16 protein-coding genes are annotated in these 25,553 nt (G+C 44.4%); 2 read left to right on the forward strand and 14 right to left on the reverse strand.

All coding sequences use genetic code 11. The features are described 5' to 3' along the window. Positions 1 to 270: 270 nt before the first annotated feature. Positions 271 to 2,541 (forward strand): GH92 family glycosyl hydrolase, encoded by a 2,271-nt coding sequence (locus tag ACFQ21_RS06445; RefSeq protein WP_377576472.1) that lies wholly within the window; start codon positions 271 to 273, stop codon positions 2,539 to 2,541. Between the two features lie 27 nt (positions 2,542 to 2,568). On the opposite strand, the gene ACFQ21_RS06450 is transcribed toward ACFQ21_RS06445, so the two are convergent. From ACFQ21_RS06450 to ACFQ21_RS06510, 13 genes are all read right to left on the reverse strand, one after another. Continuing rightward, positions 2,569 to 3,651: a sialidase family protein gene (locus tag ACFQ21_RS06450; protein ID WP_377576475.1), complete on the reverse strand. Its 1,083-nt coding sequence runs from the start codon at positions 3,649 to 3,651 to the stop codon at positions 2,569 to 2,571. Positions 3,652 to 3,674: 23 nt separating this feature from the next. Continuing rightward, positions 3,675 to 5,546, reverse strand: a complete 1,872-nt coding sequence (locus ACFQ21_RS06455; protein WP_377576477.1) for a glycoside hydrolase family 35 protein — start codon at positions 5,544 to 5,546, stop codon at positions 3,675 to 3,677. Positions 5,547 to 5,572: 26 nt separating this feature from the next. Then, complete coding sequence (locus tag ACFQ21_RS06460) at positions 5,573 to 7,024, reverse strand: alpha-L-fucosidase (RefSeq protein WP_377576479.1); 1,452 nt, start codon at positions 7,022 to 7,024, stop codon at positions 5,573 to 5,575. A gap of 103 nt (positions 7,025 to 7,127) precedes the next feature. Beyond that, positions 7,128 to 10,550: a VCBS repeat-containing protein gene (locus ACFQ21_RS06465; protein WP_377576482.1), complete on the reverse strand. Its 3,423-nt coding sequence runs from the start codon at positions 10,548 to 10,550 to the stop codon at positions 7,128 to 7,130. Positions 10,551 to 10,652: 102 nt separating this feature from the next. Further along, on the reverse strand, positions 10,653 to 12,320 hold the full coding sequence (locus ACFQ21_RS06470; protein WP_377576485.1) for a RagB/SusD family nutrient uptake outer membrane protein: 1,668 nt from the start codon (positions 12,318 to 12,320) through the stop codon (positions 10,653 to 10,655). Positions 12,321 to 12,326: 6 nt separating this feature from the next. Next, the gene (locus ACFQ21_RS06475; protein ID WP_377576488.1) at positions 12,327 to 15,641 is read right to left on the reverse strand and encodes a TonB-dependent receptor; all 3,315 of its coding nucleotides are present in this window, start codon (positions 15,639 to 15,641) and stop codon (positions 12,327 to 12,329) included. 218 nt (positions 15,642 to 15,859) lie between these two features. After that, positions 15,860 to 16,882: a FecR family protein gene (locus tag ACFQ21_RS06480; protein ID WP_377576491.1), complete on the reverse strand. Its 1,023-nt coding sequence runs from the start codon at positions 16,880 to 16,882 to the stop codon at positions 15,860 to 15,862. A gap of 136 nt (positions 16,883 to 17,018) precedes the next feature. Then, complete coding sequence (locus ACFQ21_RS06485) at positions 17,019 to 17,597, reverse strand: RNA polymerase sigma factor (protein ID WP_377576494.1); 579 nt, start codon at positions 17,595 to 17,597, stop codon at positions 17,019 to 17,021. A gap of 176 nt (positions 17,598 to 17,773) precedes the next feature. Continuing rightward, positions 17,774 to 18,472 (reverse strand): LytR/AlgR family response regulator transcription factor, encoded by a 699-nt coding sequence (locus ACFQ21_RS06490; protein ID WP_377576497.1) that lies wholly within the window; start codon positions 18,470 to 18,472, stop codon positions 17,774 to 17,776. Then, on the reverse strand, positions 18,469 to 19,494 hold the full coding sequence (locus ACFQ21_RS06495) for a sensor histidine kinase (protein WP_377576501.1): 1,026 nt from the start codon (positions 19,492 to 19,494) through the stop codon (positions 18,469 to 18,471). The genes ACFQ21_RS06490 and ACFQ21_RS06495 overlap by 4 nt, the downstream gene beginning before the upstream one ends. Before the next feature lie 194 nt (positions 19,495 to 19,688). Continuing rightward, entirely contained in the window at positions 19,689 to 21,143 is a 1,455-nt protein-coding gene (locus ACFQ21_RS06500) for an alpha-L-fucosidase (RefSeq protein ID WP_377576505.1), read from the reverse strand. Positions 21,144 to 21,402: 259 nt separating this feature from the next. Continuing rightward, positions 21,403 to 21,858: a DUF1801 domain-containing protein gene (locus tag ACFQ21_RS06505; protein WP_377576508.1), complete on the reverse strand. Its 456-nt coding sequence runs from the start codon at positions 21,856 to 21,858 to the stop codon at positions 21,403 to 21,405. Next, a complete protein-coding gene (locus tag ACFQ21_RS06510) occupies positions 21,855 to 22,238 on the reverse strand; it encodes a VOC family protein (protein WP_377576510.1) in 384 nt (127 codons plus the stop codon). Before ACFQ21_RS06510 ends, ACFQ21_RS06505 begins: the two co-directional genes overlap by 4 nt. A 196-nt stretch (positions 22,239 to 22,434) precedes the next feature. Here ACFQ21_RS06510 and ACFQ21_RS06515 point away from each other — a divergent pair, with 196 nt between their 5' ends. Beyond that, entirely contained in the window at positions 22,435 to 23,865 is a 1,431-nt protein-coding gene (locus ACFQ21_RS06515) for a serine hydrolase domain-containing protein (protein ID WP_377576513.1), read from the forward strand. 113 nt (positions 23,866 to 23,978) lie between these two features. Here ACFQ21_RS06515 and ACFQ21_RS06520 read toward each other — a convergent pair whose 3' ends face one another. Further along, positions 23,979 to 25,553 carry a SusD/RagB family nutrient-binding outer membrane lipoprotein gene (locus tag ACFQ21_RS06520; RefSeq protein WP_377576515.1) on the reverse strand — a complete coding sequence of 525 codons (1,575 nt, stop codon included), beginning with the start codon at positions 25,551 to 25,553 and terminating at the stop codon, positions 23,979 to 23,981.

Raw genomic sequence — 25,553 nt, forward strand, 5'->3', positions numbered from 1 at the left:
AGGCTGTAAAAGGAGTGAATTAATGCAGATGTGTCGTGTGTCTTTCTTCAACCGTGTTCAAAAAATATTTTCAGCAGTGCTATCCAAAAACAACATTTTTGATTTCGGTATTGAATAAACGGATTCAATATTACATAACACTGTCTCATTAGTTGTTTACCCATTAACAACATTGTGCTGCAGAACGCAACGGTGGTAAACTAAATTTCTAACCTGTCAATTAAATTCCCTCATCATTAAATATACTTGCACCCTCACTAAATACATGGTATGAAAATGCGCGCTGGAGTTTTATTGTTAATGATGCTCACATTCTGGTCGTGTAAAGAGACTGTGCAGGAAGGCACGGCAGACACGACTTTAAATCTTACTCAATATGTTGATCCGTTGATCGGAAGCGGATTTCACGGACACGTTTTTGTCGGAGCAAATGTTCCGTTTGGTGCTGTTCAGGTAGGACCAACACAATTATCCGAAGGATGGGACTGGTGCTCCGGATATCATTATTCTGATTCAGTCATTATAGGTTTCTCGCACACGCATCTGAGTGGAACAGGTATTGGTGATCTTGGTGATGTACTGTTGATGCCTGTAACGGGAGAGACTAAATTAGTAAAAGGTAAACCCGGTGTTACGGGCAGCGGTTATGGTTCACTCTTCTCGCACGCAGATGAGAAAGTTAAACCTGGTTTCTATAGTGTAAAACTAAAAGACTATAATATTGATGTAACCCTTACGGCATCTGAACGCGTGGGCTTTCACAAGTATATATTTCCAAAAACAGACGATGCTAAAGTATTGATCGATCTGCGTGAAGGTATAGGATGGGATCTGCCGTATGAGACATTCATCGAGAAGGTAAACGATACAACCATTACCGGATATCGTCATTCAAAAGGATGGGCTGAAGATCAGCGTCTGTACTTTGCTATTGTGTTCTCTGCTCCTGTAAACCAACTCGATCTTTTCGAGGGCACAGAACCGATACAGGGAACAAAAGGCAGCGGTAAAAAAGTAAAAGGTGTACTGCATTTTGGTAATGCTGTTGAAAAGCCGTTGCTCGTCAAAGTTGGTATATCGCCGGTAAGTACAGAAAATGCTTTGCAGAATATAGCAGCAGAGATACCACACTGGGATTTTGACCGCACTGCGCAAGAAGCAGATGCAGCCTGGAACAAGGAGCTGAACAAGGTACAGATCAAAGCAAGCGAAGAGCGCATGCGTAAATTCTACACAGCCTTCTATCACACGATGATCGCACCTTCAATCTTCAATGATCACAACGGCGATTACCGCGGCACCGACAAGCAGGTATACCACGACACTACATTTACCAATCTCACTACATTTTCATTGTGGGATACCTATCGTGCAGCGCATTCACTCTATACCATTACTCAACCGGAGCGTGTAGATGATATGGTAAACTCCATGCTGAAGATCTACGAACAACAAGGTAAACTTCCGGTGTGGCATTTGGTTGGTAACGAAACCAACACGATGCCCGGCAACAGTGCGTTCCCGGTTATAGCAGATGCCTACCTGAAGGGCTTCCGCGGATTTGATGGAGCCCTCGCGCTAAAGGCTATGAAAGCTTCTGTAATGCGCGATGATCGCGGACTGAAATATGTGCGCGAGCAAGGATATATACCGGCTAATGCAGAAACTGAAACGGTAGCAAAAGGACTTGAATACTCCATTGATGACTGGTGTGCTGCACAGTTAGCGCAGGCACTTGGAAATAAAGAAGAGTACGAATTCTTTAGCAAGCGTGGACAGAACTATCAACACTATTTTGATACTACGATAAACTTTGTGCGCGGAAGAATATCGGACAAAGAATGGAGAACACCATTCAGTCCGTTTGCTGCGCGACACATGAAGGATGATTTTGCCGAAGGAAACTCCTGGCAATATACATGGCTTGTGCCACACGATGTAGAAGGTCTGATAAAACTGATGGGCGGTGAGCAGGCATTCCTGGCAAAGCTTGATTCGTTATTTACCGTACAAGGCGATATGGGCGAAGAAGCATCCAATGACATCACGGGGCTCATCGGGCAATATGCACATGGCAACGAACCAAGTCACCATATACCTTATCTCTATGCTTACGCAGGACAACCCTGGAAAACCGCTGAGAAGGTGCGCTACATCATCGACAGTTTATATACTGACAAACCCGATGGTCTCAGTGGAAATGAAGACGTAGGACAGATGTCTGCCTGGTATGTACTTTCATCGCTTGGCTTCTACCAGGCAAACCCGGCCAATGGTATATATATATTTGGAAGTCCGGCGATGGATCATGCCGTGATCAACCTTCCGGGGAAAAAGAAATTTACGATAGATGTAAAGAACAACTCAGCTGCCAACATCTATATCCAGCAGGTTACGCTGAATGGCAAGCCCTATACCAAATCATATTTCCGCTACAGCGATATTATGAATGGCGGAGACATGATACTCGAGATGGGTAACAAACCTTCTCCTACATGGGGCACTGCTAAAGAAGATTGGGCAGTATCGAAAAGCTTCTAGCTACCAGTTCCCGGAAGCTTACGCTGATTATAATATCTTCGCTTTCCAGAATGCAATGCGCTGACGTTTCCATGTATACGTCAGCGCTATTGTATCTCCATAATGTATAATGGCCGGATATGAAAATTCATCACCTTGCTGGCCTGTCTCAAGATCTTTTATAACCGGCCATGTCTTACCGTTATCATGCGACAAGGCTATCGACACAGGTCTGCGATTTCCCCAATTCTTTCCATCACGATTATATACAAGGGCTAATATACCGTTGTCCAATTTTGTAAGATCAATGCCGCTGTTGGGATTGGGTAAATCTGTTTTATATACGGGCGACCATGTTTTACCATAATCTTCAGAATCACTACGACAGATCACTCCGGCTGAACTTCTCAACAACATGTGAACTTTACCTGGAGACGATTCCCATAGTGTAGGCTGTATAACACCTTCGCCCGAAATAGAGTCGCGATTGAATGTCAGGAACGGGGTTGACTTCCACGTCTGGCCGTTGTCTTCACTGCGATCAACAAATGCGTTCCATACACCCTTCCGTTCATTGGATGCAGGAGCCAGCCATGTACCATTGGACAGTACAATAAGTTTATTCTTTACTGGTCCGCGGCCTCCTTTATCACCCGGCACAAGTTCTTTCGGTGTTGACCATGTTGTGCCGTTGTCTTGCGAGATCATATACCATGTTTCCCAGACATCAATCGGCTTACCAACTTTGAAATATAGGATGATATCACCCGAAGAAGTTTTGTGAAGCACCGGGTTCCAGTGAGGCTCCTCGCGTATCTTGGCTACTTCGATCGGAGCAGACCAGTGTTTGGTTTTACCTTTAGACAACCATATACCTACATCGTCATGCTTCTCGTGCGTTCCGCCAAACCAGGCTACCAGAAAATTATCATCGTTTGTACGAACCAGCGTTGAAGCATGGCACTGCGGAAACGGACGATCGTCACCAAAAACGAAATCCTGCTCCGAGAGTATTAAACTATCTTTCTTCAAAGTCACGGCATCGGTATGGTCAGTTGTTGTTTCCTTTTTACATCCCGTTACGGCTAAAATTACAGAGAGGGCCGTTGCCACTATAGCAGTATACTTCATGCAGAATTTCGTTTTAAGTCAAATCAGTTTTGTGGCAACGCAAGCGCCTCAAGTATAGGCTCACTCGATGTTTTTATGGTCTTCTGAACAACATCGTTCTGCTGTTCAAATATTACTATTTCGTTCTGCCCTTTTTTCAGCCAGCAGCCCGGCACATAGAGTGTTTGCTGCGGACCTACTTTCCAGTAACGTCCTATATGTATACCATTGATAAAGACAATTCCTTTACCCCAGCCCTGCATATCGAGGAAAACATCGCCAGGTTTTTCAACAGCAAGGGTAGCGGTATAAAATACCGGAAGGCCTGCGACATTTTTAGCAGCGCTCTTTGAAAGATCCGGCACCTTATCAAACGGCAGGCTATACATTTTCCAGCCACCAGTAATTTCAAAGTCGTTGATGGTTACGGGAGAAATAATGCCCTTGGTACTGTTTACAATGTCAGCACCATAGTTAATGCGGCCCATGTTCTCTACCAGAATGTCCAATCTGCCATTGAAAGGTATATTTACCTCCAGCGTATACTTTTTATCCTGACGACTTAACTCACCCGCTTTCCTTCCATTAACATATACCAGTGCATAATCGCGCAGACCGTTGATCTGAAGTAAACCTTGTATAGGCTGGTTAAACGATTTACTGTACAATACATACCCGTGGCCTTGTCCTAAATCTTCAAAAGACAGTGGTGTATCGTTCACTATGGGCTTCACTGTATTTTTCCACTCAAAGAAGTCAGCCATTTTTGATATAGCCACATCCGGCAATTTCAACACCGGTATCTTTTCCGGAATTTCAGGTATAGTATATTTCACATACTTTTTCATCAGTTCGCGGATAGCCATATACTTGGGACTTGCCCACCCGGCTTCGCTGATCGGTGCGTCATAATCGTAGCTCGTTATATCCGGCTGTATATCGTGCTCATCGTTATAGTTAGCGCCCGAGGTGAAACCAAAATTTGTACCCCCATGTGCCATATAGAAATTAAAGTGCACATTGTTCTGCAGGTACTTCTCGGTTTGCTTCACAATCTCATTGGCACCAATCCGGACAAAAGGTTCTGCCCAATGATCAAGCCATCCCGGGTAAAACTCGGCCACCATATAGGGACCTTGATTGTTATGATATTTATTTACAGCCTTCTTCAGGTTATCAATGTTACCTTCTCCGTTAGCAGTTGGTAATATGCCGGCTATAGAACCACCATCGAACAACCATGTACCATCCGATGTAAAGAAAGGTCCTTCGAAGCCTGCATCCGTCAATAACTTTTGGATGGCGGCATTGTACTTCTTGTGTTCTTCCAGCGGTATATCTTTTCGCTGCGACACATACGAACCAAATTCATTCTCTACCTGAACAAGGATGATCGGTCCGCCCTTACTGATCTGCAGATGCTTTACTTCTTTCGCCAGTCTATTAATATATACTTTACAGGAATCCAGGAATGGTTTATTATTGGATCGGATCACGAGATCTTTATTCTTTTGCAACCACCACGGGTAGCCACCAAACTCCCACTCCGCGCATGCGTATGGTCCCGGACGAAGTATAACGTGTAACCCTTCTTCTTTCGCTATAGATATAAACTCTGCAAGATTACGATTGCCGGTTTTAAAATCCCACACACCGGGAGCGGTGTTATGGTAGTTCCAGAATACATAAGTAGCAATGGTGTTCAATCCCATTGCCTTTGCCATTTTTAAACGATGCCTCCAGTACTCTTTCGGAATACGTGCATAATGTATTTCTCCCGAATGAATCTGGGTCGGCTTGCCATCGTACACAAATTGACCGTCCTTTACTTCGAAGGTATGATTTTTCTTTTGAGCCGTAACGCTGGATGTTATACATACCAGCATTACCATGATAATTAGTATTATTCGTTGCACGTTCTGATTTCTATACTCTCCCCACATTAATATACTTCCACTGCTGAAATTACCGGACACGCTTTCGAAGCTGTGATCGTAACACGTACTTTATCAGTTTCTACAGGATCAAATTTCAAAATTCTTTTATAGCCGATAGTTGTAGCTTCTGCTACTTTCTGCCACGCGTTGTCTTTCCAAACTTCCACGTTGAATGACTTTACACGCTGTCCTAATTTGATATACTCCTGCAGCACGATATACTTTACAGGCTGTACTTTACCCAGCGAAATTTCCAGGCTGCCGGTTGTTACGTTATCATCGGTTGACCAATAAGTTTCCTTGTTACCGTCAGCTACATTCGAAGCTGCGTATGCATCGGCTTCACCGCGGTATGAATCTGCCTTCACTTCTGCTTTGGCAGCGAGGTTGGTTTTAAACTCACTGTCCAATAAAGCGCGCCATTCTTTCAACGCCTTCACATCGTTCTCGTGCACAACACCGCGTTTATCCGGAGGAACATTAAGTAATAAGGTAGAACCACGTCCGACAGAAGTAAGGTATATATCAAACAACTGCTGTGGTGTTTTTACCAGTGAATCTTCCTTCGCATGATAGAACCATCCCGGACGAATCGATACATCTACTTCAGCCGGAATCCAATGTGTACCATTTTCATTTCCGGTACCGAGTAATTCTTCAATGCCTCCTTTACCGGCAAATAAAGTATCCGGAGTAATCGAGTTCCAGTTTGTCTCTCCCGCTATACCGCGTTCGTTTCCAACCCAGCGTACACCCGGACCTGCATCGCTGAAGAAAATTACATTCGGTTCCATTTCACGAACGAGGTTGAGTGTAGTCGGCCAGTCGTAGTATGTCGCTCCGTTTATTCTGCGTTTTTCATTCGCACCACCATAGTAACCATCGCCACCGTTGGCACCATCAAACCACATTTCAAATACCGGACCATACGATGTAAATAATTCTTTCAACTGGTTACGGTAGTACTCAACGTACGAAGGCGAACCATAGTCAGCGCGGTTTCTGTCCCATGGCGACATATATATACCGAACTTAAGACCGTGCTGTTTACATGCGTCTGATACTTCTTTTACGATGTCTCCCTTCCCTTCTTTATAGGGACTGTTCTTTACCGAGTGCTCGGTATATTTACTTGGCCACAGGCAAAATCCATCGTGGTGTTTGCACGTAAGAATAACCCCCTTAAAGCCGGCATCTTTCAATGTTGTTACCCATTGGTTTACGTCAACGGCTGTAGGATTAAATACGGATGGTTTCTCATCACCAAAGCCCCACTCCTTATCGGTAAATGTATTGGTGGTGAAATGTACAAAAGCATTCAGCTCCATTTCGTGCCACGCAAGTTGTGCATCACTCGGTACAGGGAGTACCGCCTGTGGAGCCTTCACTTCCTTCTTCGCGCATGCTGCCAGCAACACGAGCAGAGAAAGAGAAAAAATTTTAAATGGTGTTTTCATCTGGTAAATTAATCCTTATTGTTAGAGAATGATTGAGCGAAATATAGATGCGTTTGTACGATGATCAAACGATTAACTATATTCATTTATAACTTTTACAGCATTATTTTTTGGTAATTGTTCCTGTGTGCGGTGTGTTTTTCGATGTTGGCACAAAAACTCCTGCGGCAGCATTGTTCCTTGAGACAATAATTCTTGCAGATGCCTGAACAGACCGTGCAACACCTAATGCACGGATGTCTCCCGATAACCACACCGGTTGTTCCGGTTTATATACATGAACGGTACCATTCTTAAATTTCAGTATAGTTCCATAGGATGCATCACAACATCCCAGCTGCACACGGTATGGATAAAAGTTTCCGGCAGCCAGTATCTCTTCTTCACCATCGCCATCAAAATCGAAAGAGACGAAAGACTGTATAGCAGAGACCTGTGCTATTGCGGGCAACAACCGCATTTGAAATTTACCGTGTCCGTCATTTTCAAACCATACTGATTCGAAGGCTGTAGCGCGGTATACTGATGCATTCTTTAACAGATCACCCTCCAGTATATCTTCTATTGAGGCATTGGCATATTGAGCATACCGAATAAATTTCTTGCGAAGTGGTGTTACCTGGTCCAGCAGTTCATCGCGACTCGGCAACGGGTAACGTTTACCTTGTGTATAGGAGGTGATGATCGGATCGATCTTGCCATCCTTGTTCATGTCGGTTGCAAATAATTCAACCGGTTCTTTATCGGAAGCATGCAACGAAAGATTTACCCCTGCATTACCTGCGAGTATATCCAGATCGCCATCGCTATCAACATCTCCGGTATATACTGTATTCCACCATCCGTGTGCATTTGCAAGTCCTGCTTCGGTGGTGATCTCTCTCAGTGTCTTGCCTTTTTCGTTCACAAATATTCGTACGGACATCCACTCACCTGCCAGAATCAAATCCGGCCACGTATCACCATTTACATCGGCCCATTGTGCATCTGCTATCATACCTGCCTTTTGCACCAATGGATTCAGCTCCGTTGTTACATCAACAAACTTTACCTGTCCACTATGAGAATCGTTCCGAAGTACCATACTCTGCGGTGATAATGGATATTGATCCGGAACTAACCTGCCGCCTACAAATAAATCTTCATCGCCATCATGATCGAAATCAGTAGCGGCAACGGTGCCTCCACTTGCAGTCTCTACAGGCAACGCATGTCTCGCTCTTTTAAAGCCGCCTTTACCATCACCTATATATAGCCGATCCTGGTATAGTGTGTCTCCAGGAAAGAATTCATTGCCTCCACTTACTACATACAGATCAGCATGGCCATCACCGTTTGCATCGAAGAAAGCGGAGCCCAGGTCTTCACAATATTTATCAGCTTCCCATGGTTTTGCCGCCGACTCAGTAAAGGAACCATCATTGTGCCCTATATATAGTTTACCCGCCTGACCGTGTGCACCTTCAAAAAACACGTCATCGTTCTTATCGTGGTTCACATCAGCTACACTACACTTGCCGCCTAATCGCGAAAGCTGGTACGGCACCAGGCGCTGAACTTTGAAATCTACGAACGGATTCTCGGCATGTTTATACGCTATACCCGAAGTGCCTGTTTTATCAGTAATGATTGGTTGATCAATAACAGGCTGTTGCTTTTCACGAAGGGTTGCTTCCTGTTGATTTACGATTATCAACTGGTTTGCATTAACGTTGGTGAGTAACGAAACACGACCATCGGGCCAGTATATCTTTACTTCCGGAATAACGGCATTCTTCCCGACACCAATCGTAAGCAATGGTTCTACCGATGACTGGTAACCGCGGGTATAATATACTTCCTGAAACAACACTTCGCTCTTCAGCTTGATATATACTTTCGCCCCGAGGGCCTGTACATTCGGTTTCGCTCCTGCCAGCTTCAGTTTTATATAGTTATTCTTCTGAATTTCGTTCTGGTGGTTCTGAAGAATGTTTGCTTCTTCATTAAGATTATTAACAACCAGGTCGTAATCGCCATCGTTGTCAAGGTCTGCATATGCGGCAGCATTGGAAATATTTTTACGTTCGAGACCCCAGGCTTCTGATACATCTGTAAAATGTAAACCATCGGTATTATGAAATATATAGTTATGCACTTTCGTGGATGACATTTTCTGGATTTGCTCCAGCAGGTTTACAGGATGATTGTTGTCATTTGCTTCCTTCGTCATATCACTCACGGTATATTTCAGAAAATCCTGGTTTGTAAAATCGCGCAGATAACCGTTAGTAACGAAAATATCTTTCCGTCCGTCATTATCGTAGTCGGCCAGTAACGGAGCCCAGCTCCAGTCTGTATTGGACACACCTGACACTTGTGCCACTTCACTGAAACGCGGCAGGCTATCCGAAGCGAAACCGCGATTAAGCTGAAAGGTATTGCGCATATACTGGTGGTAGTAACCGCTATCCACCGCGAGTGAATACTTATCATATTCGTCAGCGCCTTTCAGCAATTTCTGACGGTAATTGTCTTCGGGCAGCATGTCGGCTACAAAAACTTCCGGTAAGCCATCGTTGTTTACATCAGCTATATCCGAGCCCATACCGAATTTCGACAAGTGTCCAAACAAGGTATGCGACATTTCTGAAAATGTTCCGTTACGATTGTTGATATAGCAGAAGTCCTGTTCTTCGTAATCATTGGTAACATATATATCGGGCCACTGGTCACCGTTCAGATCGCTGATGGATGCACTCAATCCAAAATTCAAACCACTTCCGTGGATGTTAGCCGTTGCACTCACTTCGGAATATTTCCCAGCATCATTGCGGTATAGTTTGTTGCCAAAGTAAGGATGTCGCAGGTTGCGCAGTCGCTTTACATTGAAGAAGGCTGCGTAAAACATATTGGCGTGGTTGAGCAGAAACAAATCGAGATCGCCATCGCGATCATAATCAAAAAAGTATCCCTGCGTTGAAAAAGTACCTTTCGCGTCAATACCATATTCTTTCGCCTGCTCTATAAATTTAGGCATTCCACCCTTCTCACAGCCCTGGTTGATGAACAACTGGTTAGCACGTTTGGGATGTTCGCGAATAACAGGACGATTATAGCCTTCGCCTTCGGCATTACCCGAGTAGCAAACATATATATCCAGCCAGCCATCGCTGTTTATATCCACCATTGTTACGCCGGTCTTCCAGTCACGTTCACGACCGGCTGTACCGGATTGCTGTGTGATGTCTTCAAACTTCCATTCGCCTTTGTTCAGGTATAGTTTATTGGCAACAGAATTCCCGGAAAAGTATATATCGGTAAGACCATCGTTATTTACATCACCCACGGCAACACCGCCTCCGTTATAGGTATATTCATACGTCAGAATGTTGTTATGTTCTGTCTCAACAATATCGTTGCGAAATTGTATACCGGTATCTCCGGGTTCCATTTCACTGAATTGTTTCGATGGCTGTGCACATTGCTGAAGCAATACCAACAGCAAGGCAATTGACAGGATTTTGAATTTACTCTGGCAGGTCATGGTATGGTCTGGTTTCCCGATATAATTATTTACGCAAGAACGTCCAGTAAAGAATAACGGAGGCTCTCACCTCCGTTATTATAGTTCATTAATTGTTTATAATCAATACCCCGAGTTCTGCGTAAGCGAATTGTTGCTTCGCTGGATCTCTGTAGCCGGTATTGGCAGGAAGTACATCTTGTCATCCCACTTGCGGGTATTGTCTGCAACCATACCATAGATATAGTCGAACGAAGCGCCTGCTTTGTATACATCTACACCCAGCGCAGGCTTGTCCAACGATTCCGGACCGATCTTCCAGCGTCTTATATCAAAGAAGCGATGATCTTCCAGTGCCAGCTCAATGCGTCTTTCCCTGCGGTAACGCTCTTTCAGCTCGTCACCACTTTCCGTTACATCCGGCATACCGAATCGTGAACGGATAGCATTGATCGCATTTCTGGCTTCATCGTAATTTTCAAGTTCTATTTGTGCTTCTGCATAGTTCAGGTAAAACTCTGATAAGCGGAAGATGATCCACGGACCTTTATTACCGGCATCCCAGGCTTCACTTTCCTGTGACCATTTTCTGAAATTATACCCGGTCTTCGAAGCGTTGTGTGGTGAGTTGGTAGAAATCGTAAAGCGTGAATCTTTACCGGCCAGCAATGAAGAGTCCGGGTAAGTCTTATCGCGATACGGGCTATATACACCACCTTTGAACGAAGCTCCGTTATACAATATAGTTTCATAGAAACGAGGATCGCGATTCACATACGGGTTCTGATCGTTATAACCTGACCCAGCTTCTGAAGGCAGTAAACCGTTGGTCAATTCGTAATCATCTACCAGGTTCTGCGTTGGCGTAGTGGTGGCCCATCCGCCATTACTGTTCGGAAAGAGCCACACATTTACACCCCAACCCTGGTTGTTTGTTTGCGTGAAGTAACGTGCAAAGATTACTTCGTTCGCGTTCGTGCCGCGGAACATTGCACCGTATTGTGTTGCATTTCCTGCCAGGCTTACACCAGCCAAATCCATTACGGCTTTGTTGGCATCGCGAGCTGCTGTCCATTTACTATCATCTGCTGAAGTATTGTAGAGCGCGCTGGCCGCATATAGCAGTGTGCGGGCTTTCAATGCCATCGCTGCTTCAACTGAAGCTACACCGGAAGAATATCCGGCATCAGTCATGGACGGTAACTTTGTTATCGCATCGTTACATTCGGTCACAATGAAATTTACAATCTCATCGTATGATGCGCGGGTAACTTCGTAAGATTCATTCAGTCCGTAAGTCTTGGTGATCAACGGAACACTTCCATACCAGCGAAGTAAATCGAAATATAGGTATGCGCGCAGAAACTGCATTTGTCCGCCCAGCGTTTTCAACGCTTCAGCATCCAGGTCAGAGTCCTGCGTTTTCTCGAAGAACAAATTTACTCTTCTTATGCCGGCATATGCCTGTGTCCAGAGGTTACGGGTTACACCTTCGCCATCATCCTGGCTTACTTCGGCACGGGTATATATCTTAATGGTGCTCTCTGCACTTCCGTGCTGGTTGTAGGCGTTATCAGTAAGACCATCCGTTAACGAGTTCTCATCGTCAAACGGAAAACGAATACTTCGGTAGGTACCGTTAACATAATCACGCAGCAACGCCTCGTCTGCAAAAACATCTACCTCGCTGTAACCATTCAATGGTTTCTTATCCAGTATATCATCGGAACATGCCCAAAGAAGACCGGATACTGCAGCGACCGCTATATATACTATCTTTCTCGTATTCATGCGCTGTTAAAAAGTTAGGTTTAAACCAAAGTTTATACTCTTCGTATGCGGAAACTGCCAGCCTTCCACGTTCGTGTTTTCAGGGTCAGGCAATCCGTCCTTCTTCAGTTTGTCGAATGTGAGCAGGTTGTAACCATTTACATATACCCGCACGTGTTGCAAGCCAACGCGTGATACAAGGTCGTTTGGAATGGTATAGCCGAGCTCTATATTCTTGAGTCGAACAAACGATACATTCTGAAGCCACAGTGTGCTATACTGTGCATCGGTATTACCACGATTGATGGCCGGTAATGAACCATTCGGATTATCTTCTGTATCGTAAGCGTTCTCGAGGAAATATACCATACCGTTGTTACCGTTGGAGAAGCTATAGCGCAGATACTGCTCTGCACGCGCTTGTCCCTGGAACACGGCTGAGAAATCAAATCCTTTGTAGTTAGCCCCAAGTGTTATACCATATTGAAGCTGTGGTATATTGGTGAGGTCCTGACGGGTTCTGTCGGCATTGGTTACGGCACCATCACCATTCACATCGCGATAGATTGGATCGCCCAATACTGCCACTCCGTTCAAGCCCGGATACTGATCGAGGTCAGCCTGTGTACGGTATACACCTATATATTGATAAGCAAGGCGTGAACCGATCGGGTGTCCTTCTGCTTTCTGATAGTCTTCCGGATATACATTTCCTTCATCCATGAAGATTACCTTGTTGCGTGCATAGGTAATGTTACCACCGATATTGAAATTTACATCGCCAATCGTATTGCGATACATAATCTGTGTATCGAAACCTTTGTTGTCTACTTCACCGATGTTTTCATCCGGTAACACCAGCCCGGTATAGTTCGGAACGGTTACGTTGCGCGGAGCGAGGATGTCGTTACGTTTTTCGAAGAACACATCGAACTCCCAGGTTAAGCGGTTCGCAAAGAAACCTGCATCAAAACCTACGTCAAATGTGCGCTTGGTTTCCCACGTGATGTTCGGGTTAGCAGCAACGCCCGGGTTCAGTACGTTCACATCGTTTCCTCCCAATACATAGCCTTGTGATCCTGCTGTAGGATAGCTGAAGGTACTCAGGTACTGGAACGGATTGATACGGTCGTTACCAAGTTTACCCCATGAAGCACGTAGCTTCAGGTTGCTTACCACCGAGTTGTCGATCATGAAAGCTTCTTCTGAAATTCTCCAGCCGGCTGATACACCCGGGAAGAAACCAAAACGTTTGTCGCTCGGGAAATTTGAAGAACCATCATAACGGAAGTGGAACTGCAGCATATAGCGGTCTTTCAACGTATAGGCTAAGCGTCCGAAGTAATTCTGGCGTGCCGTTTCGGATGCACTACCGTAGTTACCCTGGTAATCTGTATTCGCACTTCCTGCAAAAAGCTGGTCTATACGACTAGACTGATACTGGAAGCGTTGTGCGTAAAAGTTATTGTTCGAGAATTCGTTTTGCTCGTAAGCAACAAACGCGTTCACGTTGTGCATACCGAAAGTACGCTCGTACTTGATCTTACCGTGCAAGGTTACGGATTGTGTACCGATATAGTCTTGCTTCAGGTATGTGTTGTTCAGAGTAGGACCGCCCTTCACGGCTACGATCTCTCCATTCTCTTCTTTATAGTATGTAAATGGCTGATAGAATTTCTTCTGGAAGTCCTGCACGATATCGATCGCAGCAAAACCATCTACTGAAAGACCTTCTATATAGGGTAATTTATACTCGCCACTCAATGTACCATTCAACACATTGCGCTGCAGGTTCAGATAACCCGGGCCTTGTGCCACTGCCAATGGGTTTGTTTCCGAACGACCCGCAGTAGGCAGTCCGTTGATAGTAGCCGGAATGGTTGGAGCCGCACGGATCGTGTTACCATAGATAGTTTCATCTTCATATTGTAACCATCTTCTATCTTCGCGTCTTCCTGCCAGGTTCAAACCGATCTTGAATCGCTCCGAGATCTGTGCATCTATATTTGAACGCACGTTGTACTGCTTGAACTTGGTTGTCTCATCACCGGTGATCAAACCATTCTGATACGTTGTACCGGTAGAAAGGAAATACTTTACTTTATCGGTACCACCGTTCAGCGTAATGCTGTGGCGATTCTGCAGGGAGTATCCTTTATATACTTCATCGATCCAGTCTGTACTTGGAGCAACACCACTTTCATAGTCAGCGATTTGCTGAGCCGAGAACAATGGTGAACCGTTCCAGGTGTTTACACTCTTTGCATATAGGGCAGCGTCTGCCAGTTTTACTTTGCGTGTAGGACTAACAAAGCCCTGGTTAAATGAATAGTTAACGGTTGGCTTACCAGTTTTACCACGCTTGGTAGTGATCAGTACAACACCGTTCGCGGCCTGCGCTCCATATATAGCAGCAGATGCATCTTTCAATACAGTGATTGTCTCAATATCATTCGGGTCGATACGCGATATACCATCGCGGTTGGCTATACCATCCACAACGATCAACGCATCGGTGTTACCAGTGGTACCGACACCGCGAATAAAAATACGCGCATCGTCACGACCAGGCTCTGAGTTGGTCTGATTCACAAATAAACCAGAAACACGTCCGGCCAGTGAGTTGGAAATAGAAACAGCAGAGCTTTTCTTGATCTCTTCACCGGATACCTGCGATATAGCAGCCGTTACTTCTTTCTTCTCCTGCGTGCCATATCCTACCACAACAACTTCAGCCAGCGACTGAATGTCTTCCAGAAGCGTTACATCTACCGTGCTTTGATTGTTGGCTGCAACTTCTTTTGTAGCGTATCCTATAAAAGAGAACACAAGTGTTACATCGGCAGAGGGTACTTCCAGGGTATACATACCATCAGCATCGGTAGTTACACCGGTGCTGGTACCTTTTACCACAACGTTTACTCCGGGTAATGGTGATCCGAACTCATCGGTTACCTTACCAGTAATAGTTACAGCTGCCGGTGGTACTTCTTCGGAAGCACTTGCTTCTGCTGAAGATGTTTTACCGATCGGCATCAGTACAATCTGGTTGCCTAATACTTTATATTCAATGGCAGCACCCAACAGGTTATCAAGCGCATCGCCTAAACGCGCTTCCTGCAGGTGAAGGGTTACTTCTTTGGCATCCTCTACAAGTTGAGGACTGTAAGCAAACTTAACATTGGCCTGCCGGCTGATCATCAAGAGCACATTCTGAACTTTTGCGCCCTCAACGTCAATGCTGACTTTTCGATCCAATACCTCCTGACCAAAGCCCGGTACCGCATGTGCCATGGCAATGGTAAAAGAAGATATCAGTATGTGAATTAATGTCACTCTCATAAGAAACAATAATCCATTTTTAACAGGTTTAGGTTTTATCATTAGATTTATAATGTTTTTGTTTTCACTAGGCAAAAACTTGGATGCGCGTGATTTTCCGAATCACGATGCATTGACTCAGGCCGGTAATGGTTGCGACATTATCGGCCTTCATTATTTTTTTCGTAGGGTTTACTTCATAGGCATTGCAGCGTTAGGTTTTTATTAATCGTTTTTTTTTAATTACAGCCCTGAGCATCGATAACAATGGATGTTTCCGTAACCTCATAACGGGCACCCAATGCATTGCAGATTATCTCAAGCTGCTGGTAGAGATTTTCATCCGTCATATCAGACGTAAGTGTACATCCGGTCAATACTTGTTCATTAAACTGAATGTTTACGCCATAGCTTTCTTCCAATGTTTTCAGGATTGACGCAACCGGTGCGTTGGTATAGGACAACACCTGCGCAGGTTGCTGTGCAATATGGCCTGCTGATTTTTGCACGGCACTGCGCACAGCAAGTGCTTCTTTACGATCGTATACTACCTGTTGATTGGGTGTGAGTATAAATTCCTGCGCGGCACTTTTTGCAGAGGAGTCCATGCGAGGTTGTGTAAACACAGAGACTTTTCCGGTCTTCACAACCACTATAATTTCTTTCTCCTGTTCGTAGGCTGTAATGCGAAAGCTTGTTCCCAATACTTTTGTAGTTACTTCGTGGGTATATACCAGGAAAGGATGTTCAGCATCTTTGGCTACTTCAAAGAATGCTTCACCGGTGAGATATACTTCGCGTTTGGAAGTAAATACTTCCGGATATTTCAATTCACTGCCAGGCTGCAGCGTAACGATACTTCCATCCTGCAAAGCCAGTCTATGTGTTGTCTGCGTTGTATTTACAAAGCGGATTGTTTTACCACCAGCGGATACGATCGTATTCGATTCCGAAACTGTGTCTGAAAAATAGCGCTTCACCAGAAATATACTTACGAGTATACATGCAAATGCAGCCGCCACACGGCCTACGTTCCAAAATGAAAAACCAGGCTTATCGGAATGCGGAAGATCAAGTTCACCGTTCAGTTTATTCCAGAGCTGATCTTTTACAGCAGTTTCTATCTTATTGCTGAAGGTTTCGTCTTCACCATCCTCCATGGCTTTAAACCACGCCTCCACCAGTTGCCGTTCTTCTTCAGTACAGGTACCTGAATTATACCGGTGAAGTATCTTGTCAAACTCTTTCGATGTCATTGCCATGAAATTCCTATGTGCACACCACGTGCAGCAACAGGAAGACGCGCCATCCGGATTTTTCCGCAAGGTTGAATAAAAAATATTTCAGATTTTTTGAAGAAGGTGATCCACGCGACTGATAATCAGCGCCAAACGTGTCTCAGAAGAACAAACAGAAGCAGATAAAAAAGATGAAGTCCTTCAGGTGCAGGCGAAGTTCGCGTAACGATCGGGTTAAGTGATGTTCGATCGTTCTGCGCGGCATCTTCAGATTTTCAGCAATCTCTGCGATGGATAATCCCTGCAGGCGATTCAGTCGAAATACCTGCTGCGATTTTTCCGGCAGGTGCTGCATCGCTTTTTCTATAGCGGTGTTCAGATCGTTATACTCAACAACCTCTTCGGTAGTTGTTGTGCCTTCGGGAAGGAAATGTTTATAGTACTCCCAGTATTTTTCGTGCGTGATGCGCTGACGTATAGCACTGATTACCCTGCGCTTTACCGATACAAATAAGTATTGATCAAGATTGATTATCAATACTTCAGAGCGTTTCTTCCACAGTGAAGCCAAAAGCTCCTGAACAATTTCCTCGGCATCTTCATGCGACTTCAATCGCGCATAGGCTATACGGTATAAACTGTTCCAATACCGGTTAAAGATTGCTTCGAACGCATCTTTACTGCCTTCGCGCAGCAGGCGCAACAACTCTTCATCGGTATGGTGGCTATTTATATACAAAACGTCCGAGGGTGAATCGGGGCCAATTTTCGGATAAATTAATAATAAATTCAAAGGAAATTATTATCAAAACCCTACATATACAGTACACCCCCACCTCACGAGCTACCGCAAAAATTACGAAAATCAATAAAATAAGGCGACCTCAGGGGCGTAGAACACAGTAATCCCGGCACTTACTGTTTTCCTTCAAAGGCTTCAAAGAAGGCTTTTTCATAACTCGTACCGATCGGAATTTCTTCGCCTGCCACGGTAATGATCTTGTTACGAATGTGTTCGATGCGGCTGAAGGCAACAATATACGAGCGATGCACACGCACAAAAGCCTGGGCTGGAAGCTTCTCAAGCATTACCTTCAGTGTCATGCGGGCAACAACCGGTTTTTGATTTTGCAGGTGGATGCGCAGGTAATCGTCCAGGCCTTCTATAAAAAGAATGTCGGCTATATTTATCTTGATGAGGCTGTAATCTGCGCGAATGAAAAGATATTGATGCTCGGGCTTACTCTTTTGATGTATATGGTTGTGATACTCTTCGGCCTTGGTAACAGCCTGCAGGAAACGATCGAAGGTAAACGGCTTCAACAGGTAATCTATAGCGCTCAGGTTAAATCCTTCTACGGCATATTCGCTATAGGCTGTGGTAAAGATCACCATCGTGTTTTGCTTTACCTCTTTATATAGATCTATACCACTTACCGATGGCATGTTGATATCAAGAAAAAGCAGATCGACCGGAAATTTACCTATATACTTGAGTGCTTCGTTGGGCTTGATAAACGTTTTCTCCAATGAAATAAAATCAACCTCGCGACAAAAGGTTTCAATCACCTGCAATGCAGGCGGCTCATCATCTATAGCAATGGCTTTTATCATGTTAACCGTATGGTTAGTAAAACAGAAAAGCTTTCTTCGGTATCGGTAATAACCAAACTGTGTCTGTTCGGGTATAGCAACTGCAACCTGCCGCGTGTATTCTCAATGCCCAGTCCGCTCTTCTCTTCTTCTCTCCTGACGAAAACCTTGTTGTTAAAAACTTCCAGTCTCAACTCACTATTATCAATATCAATTGATATTTTGATACACGAACTGTCTTCAGCATTTACACCATGCTTAAAAGCATTTTCAACAAACGGAATCAAAATCAACGGAGCAATCTTGCTACTACCTGCATTACCATGTACAAAGAACAATAACTGCACAGCCTCGCCAAACCGAAGTTGCTGCAGCTCTACATAATTACGAATATAACTAAGTTCTTTATCGAGTGGTACAAAATCGCGGTTAGATTCGCTCACTACATAACGCATCATAGACGATAACTTTACAACGGCAGAAGGAGTAACATCCGACTTCTGAATCGCCAGCGAGTAAATACTATTCAGCGTATTGAAAAGAAAATGCGGATTGATCTGCGCCTTGAGGTATGAAAGCTCTGCATTCAGTTTTTCCTGCTCGGCCTGTTTCCAGCGGTTGCTGATCTTCAACGTTAGCGAAACGAACGTGACCACCGAAAATCTGAAAAGGTTATGTCCAAACTCAAACAGTATCGATCCTTCTTCCGGTTTACGCGGCATAGGACCACCACCGCCATCAGGAGGCGGAGGCGGATGAATCTGAAACAACAGAAAAGGTACCATCGTGGTCACGATGAAGCATCCGATAATTATCAGTATATATAGTGTATACTTTCTGTCAAAGTAAAATTGCTGCAACAGTATATTCGTATTCAGATAAAAATACCCGATCAGCAATGCACACGCTACGAGTTCGCGCTGCATATAGCCTTTACCGAACATATCCATAGAAAGGCCAGGTGCCGGTGAAAACAGGATCGGAATAACCAGGAAGAGCACCCACCCCGTTGTGTGCACGAGAATATTTTTCTGTTTGCTCATCGCTTCACGTTCAAGTTACTCCATTTCAGATAATCACAAATATGGACCGAAAGTACCATACAATATAGGCACTATCGGTTTATTGCGGCAAGCGAGGCAAATGTGTCGGTTTTTCTAAAACAAAAAACTCCGGAGCCATACTCCGGAGTTCAATCTTTTGGACAAAGAGTCCGATGTTGTGTATTTACACCTTGCTATTTCTGAAACGAAAACGTCAGAGCTGCATAGGCTTTATTCTTTTTCAGAAAAGATGATGGCAGCGTTACAACTACCTTGTCGCCATCTTTTTTCCACTTCACTGTTTCGCCTGTGGCAAGTAATTTCACGCGTGTTCCGTTACGCGGTATATTTCCCGACCATGATACGGTGGTCGGTATACCTTTACCTTCTGGCAGTCTCACCAGCGCAAATGTCTCATTGCTCTTACCAGTCGTAAAGTAGGTATCACTGCCTGTGTCATAGTAGTAATCAGCGGTGCGCGTATTGTATATAGCGCCACCGTTGCTTTGCAGCCATGCTCCTACTTCTTTCAAACGCTCCACTTGTGCTGCGTTAAATGTACCATCTGTACCGGGACCAACGCCCAGCAACAAGCTTCCACCTTTGGCTACTACTTCAATCAATGTATGTATAACTTTTGCACTTGATTTATACTGATCATTCGGCACATAGCCCCAAGCATAGCCCAGCGTTATGCAACTCTCCCACGGGTGATCCAGTTTTTGTTTAGGTATGCTCTGCTCGGGTGTCTGGTAATTTTCATACGGGCCGTGCACGGTACGATCAACAATTAAAAGTCCGGGTTGTGCTTTACGTGCCATAGTAGCAATGCGTGGCATATCTATATCCTGGCTCCAGGCAGGTATAGCAGCACCCCACGCGCGAACTTCATCGTTCACAGTCTCCAGCGGACGCACCCATCCACCATCGAGCCAGAGTATATCAATCTTTCCGTAGTCGTTTACAAGTTCGCCAATCTGGTTATAGGTAAACTCTTTATACTTATTCCAGCGCCATTGGTTCTTGCGTATATCATAATTCACATTACGATCAGCCGTAGCGTAGCGTGGCCACCAGTAGTATTCACAATGCCAGTCGGGCTTGGAGAAGTATGCACCGATCATCATCTGCTGATTACGGAAAGCTTCGAATACATATTTAGCAACATTCGCTTTCGGATGATTGGCAAACGGGCCGTTCGTAATTTTAAAATCGGTTTGCTTTGTGTCGAACATATTGAAGCCATCGTGGTGCTTGGTCGTGAATACAACATAGCGCATACCGGCATCTTTCGCAGCTTGTGCCCATTGGTCCGGGTTGAAGTTCACCGGATTAAATTGTTTGTTCAATCCCCAGTACCATTTCTTATAGTCTTCATACGCCATGGTGCTGTCGCGACCGATCCAATCTTCCGAGCACAGCTCCCACGATTCAATAATACCCGGCACAGCATACAACCCCCAGTGAATGATCATTCCGAATTTCTGATCGCGCCATGTCTCAAGTTTGGCGCGCACCAATGGGTCATCCGGCCATTGATACGTTGTTGATTGCTGATGGATGTTGCCCTGCGCATATACACGAACACACGGTATAGCAAAAACGAATAAGCCGGCAAACAGAAGAGTATATATCGATGCTTTTTTCATAGTCACAGATCAGTTCAAATTAAGCGCGAAAAGATAACTAACAAACGAGGACACTTGCGAATTCTAATACGGTTTATTGATTATGATGGGGCATGTCCCCTTGTTGCCTTCCTCCGTTAGCACTGCGAAAGGCAACAAGGGGCCGCGCTTTCGCTACTCGCCAATCCCCCCGCATGCCACTTCGGGCTCAAACAGGCCGCTCAATCGCTCACGCGCGTTACAGCACAATTATACCTATATATACCCACGGAAGTATATTTTACTTTCCCGTCCACTTAATTTTAGAGATTGTCTCACCAACAGATTTAGTCGGCTTATCCATATCTTTAACAGCAAAATCTATAGCTGACTTCACAAGCTCTTTTACTTTCTTGTTCCTGTAATCTTTAGGAGTCTCAATAGGAATGTGCCTGATCAGCTTTCCCGTACCTGCCAGTAATTTATAAGGGTCTTGCAACAAGGTACCCTTATTAAATCCAAGATTCAGATGATTGGTATAAATGGGCAACATGCAAAAAGCATCCGATAAATTATCCGATACAGAAAAAACAGTTGTCAGCGCATGGGTATGATAAAGTATCTCATTGCTCTCCGGATAAATTTCCAGTATATAAGAACGCAGATCTTTAAACAGATCAATCACTTTCTGTTCTTTAAACTCCAGCAGGTAAAGAAAATGCGGATGTATTTTTCGAACTCCGGCCATTGCGTTCATCTTGCTTCGTTGTCAGCTTGCATCGCACAAACAAGATTGCCTTCCGTATCCAGAAACTTGGTTATCCAGCCAACGTAAGGAATAGCCGTTCTGGGCATAAGAATCTGCCCGCCATAATCCTTTACCCGCTGTATAATTGCTTCAACATCGGCCACCGTTATGGTGCACTCCAGGCCAATTACTTTTTCTTTCACAGGCGAGTATTTTCTTGATTGCAATGCACCGATCAACTCCCCGTTTTCTGTTTTATCAACCTTTATCTGCAGAAAATCAGGCGGACCGTAAGACGAAAATCCCCAATCAAATACTTGCTCATAGAAATTCTTTGCCCTTTCCATGTTATCAATGTGAATGGCAAAATGGGTCATTTTGTTTTTCATACATTAAAATAAGGATTTTGAAGATGCCGATGGAGCAATGAAAAAATTTTGTAACACCGCAGACTTCGCCCGGTATCCTATTCAGAGAAAGCTATATATCTGCGTCTTTCTCTTTAAGAATCATGTTTTTTAAAGGATTTTGATGCTGCCACGTTGATTTTTGCCCTTTCATTGATAACCATAACATCGCACTGAAATGAAAGGACTGATTGCATTGCCTGCTATAATTCTGTTGCTCATCACACGTACCGGACTGAGTCAGTCTGTACCAGACATTGATAAAAAAATGGACAGTTTGTTTGCGCATTACAACACACATACACCGGGCGTCTCCATCGTAGTTGTAAAGGATGGTAAAACAGTATTTAAGAAAAGTTACGGAAGCGCCAACCTGGAACACGGAATTGCCAATACACCGGAAACTGTTTTTCAAATCGCATCGGTTTCAAAACAGTTTACCGCCTTTGCTATTTACCTGTTGGCGAAACAAGGCCAGCTTTCGCTGGAAGATGATATTCGGAAATATATTCCGGAGCTGCCGTCCTATGGGAAAGCGATACGGATACGGCATCTGCTTGCACATACCAGTGGTATACGAGACCTCGCAGCCACGCTCACCCTGGCAGGTTGGCACATTGAAGATGTTATGACCACTGAACAGATTCTGAAAGTAACGGCAAGACAAAAGGAGTTAAACTTTGAACCCGGCACTGCGTTTGGCTATAGCAACACCGGATATACCCTGCTCGCTCGAATTGTAGAGCGTGTAACCCAACAATCCTTCACAGACTATACCAGCAAAAATATATTCGAGCCATTACAGATGACTAATACGCGTTTCTACAACGACTATCACACCATTATAAAAAACAGGGCGCATTCATACGAAAAAAGTGATGGTCAGTATATCAAGAAAGAATTACTCGTTGCCGATGCCGGTCCTTCAAGTTTACACACTACAGCAGAAGACATGGCAAAATGGGCAAACAATTTTTATCATCCCATTATCGGAGATGCTCAACTGATAGCAGCGTTCAACGAGGTATCGGTCTTGGACAATACTAAACCCGTGGTCTGGGCCGCATCAGGAACTGATACAACCTATCATGCGAAAGGACAAGTTCGCTGGAAACATCGCGGTATACCTGCCATTACGCATGGCGGACACACGGCCGGCTTTCGCGCGTGGTTAGCAAGATTCCCGGAGCACAATCTTTCCATCATCGCCCTAAGCAACGATGAACACTACGACATTCTCGGTACAGGACTAAAGATTGTTGAGTTCTATCTGAAAAATCAATTCACTGAACCTGTTACAAACAACACTTCACCAACTTTAGCAACCACAAAGACTGAGAAATATACCTCCAACCTAAAAGATTTCACGGGATATTACTATAGCGATGAGCTCGCCACCGGATATACTGTAACACTCCGGAACGATAAATTAACTATAACTCACAGCAGACTAAGTGATATAGAACTTACCCGAATTGATGACAGTAAATTTACGGGTATAAATTCCTTCAAGTTTGAATTAGAGTTTGTAAGGAACAAAAAAGATATAGTTGGCTTTAAGATTTCGAATTTTGGTGCGAAGAATGTCAAGTTCAAGATTATCAAGTAACACGATCTGTTCCTGCTGTATTTTTGAGTATACGATTAAATAATATATATCGGTATATATAAAAAAAGCGACCATATAATATGGTCGCTTTTTTCTATTCAAGATTCTAACGTTTAGTTAACATCCCACCAAACTTTCGCGCTACCTACATCCTGTCCGCCTGCTATAGTACTTACGGCAGCGTTAACCGCAGCGGTGTTCGTACTATATTCATTCGGCAGATAAGTAAGTCTCTTCATCACTCCTCTTCCAACAGCAGAGTTTTCTGTTTGCAGTAAAGGATACAGGATGTTAGCATCTGTTCTTCTCAGATCAGACCATGTTTCCCATGACTCCGGGAAGAGTCCAAGATACTTCTGAACGGCAATCTGCTTCCGTTGTGCACTCTCAGTACCTGCCCACGACACGGGCACATCAACCGGAGGAGTTGTACTCAATCCAGCCGCTGCATACTCACTAACCAAAGTTGGTTGTACTGCAGTTGTACTTCCGGCAATATAGGCATTGATGTCATCCGTATCAGTAACTCCCCATTGTTGCAGCGACAAGCGGATACCATCTTCGTAATACGTCTGCGCTGTTCCTCCACCCATGCTCCAGCCATTCAGAACACCTTCTGCAAGATTGAAATAGGTCTCCGATGCCATCATAATTTCGATAGGCTTTGTGTTAGGATCTCCAAACGTAGTAGTTTGATTTGTCAGACTTAAGACACTGGTGCTCCAGTCGCGCACAGTTCCACCACCATTTGGCTGACCTACGAATTCTCCATTTGTATTAGCAGCAAACCATATTGAAAGCCTTGGATCATTGTATCCTTTCAGGATGCTTTCCAAATCGGCTGACATATAGAATCCCCAGTAACGTGCTATATCTACAAAGTTATTGTATGCGTTCGAGCTTACTGCAAAATAAGCGCTTCCGGTATTGGCCTGTATAACACCTGCAGCTACGGCAGCTTCAGCCTGAGTTTTGGCAGTAGAGGCATCCACACCGGATATTCTCAATGCAAGGCGTAATCTGAGTGAGTTACCAAATCTTCTCCACTTTTCAATGTCGCCACCGTATACTTTGTCATAGCTTCCAAATATACCTACGGTAGTTTCTGCAGAAGCACTTAAGGTAGTGTTTGCAGCATCAAGCAATTTGAAAAAGTCTGCATACATCTCCTCCTGTGAATCATATGCTACAGATGCACCACCAATTCCTGCCTGTGAATAAGGCACAGCACCCCACGAATCCGTGAATCTATGGAACATAAAAACTTTCCATATATCAAGGATGGCCAACGCTTCAGCATTTCCTTCTGACGCTGTATATGCGTTTCTCAGAGAAGGTACAGCGAGGGTATAGAATCTCAACCATCCGCGGCTTCTCCAGCCATCGTTGATTCCGTTTCTTTCTGTTGCCCAACTCGGAGTGCCAGCAGAGAAGTAGTGAGAGAAAAGCATGGAATGCAACATGGTGCTCAACCCATAAGTACCATAGTCATCTCCCGGAATGGCCCATGAAGCATTACCAATTCCTTTGTATAGGGCATTGGCAAATGACGGCCCGGCCATGGTAGCATCTAATTGATCTGCTGTAAGGGTACTCGGATTAGTATTAATCTCATCAAAGTCACTGGTGCAGCTCACCGACAATAACAGAATGGCCAGTGTGATATATTTCATTTTATTTCTTTTCAT

It is taken from the genome of Ohtaekwangia kribbensis (genome assembly GCF_042676245.1).
Lineage (GTDB): Bacteria > Bacteroidota > Bacteroidia > Cytophagales > Cyclobacteriaceae > Ohtaekwangia > Ohtaekwangia kribbensis.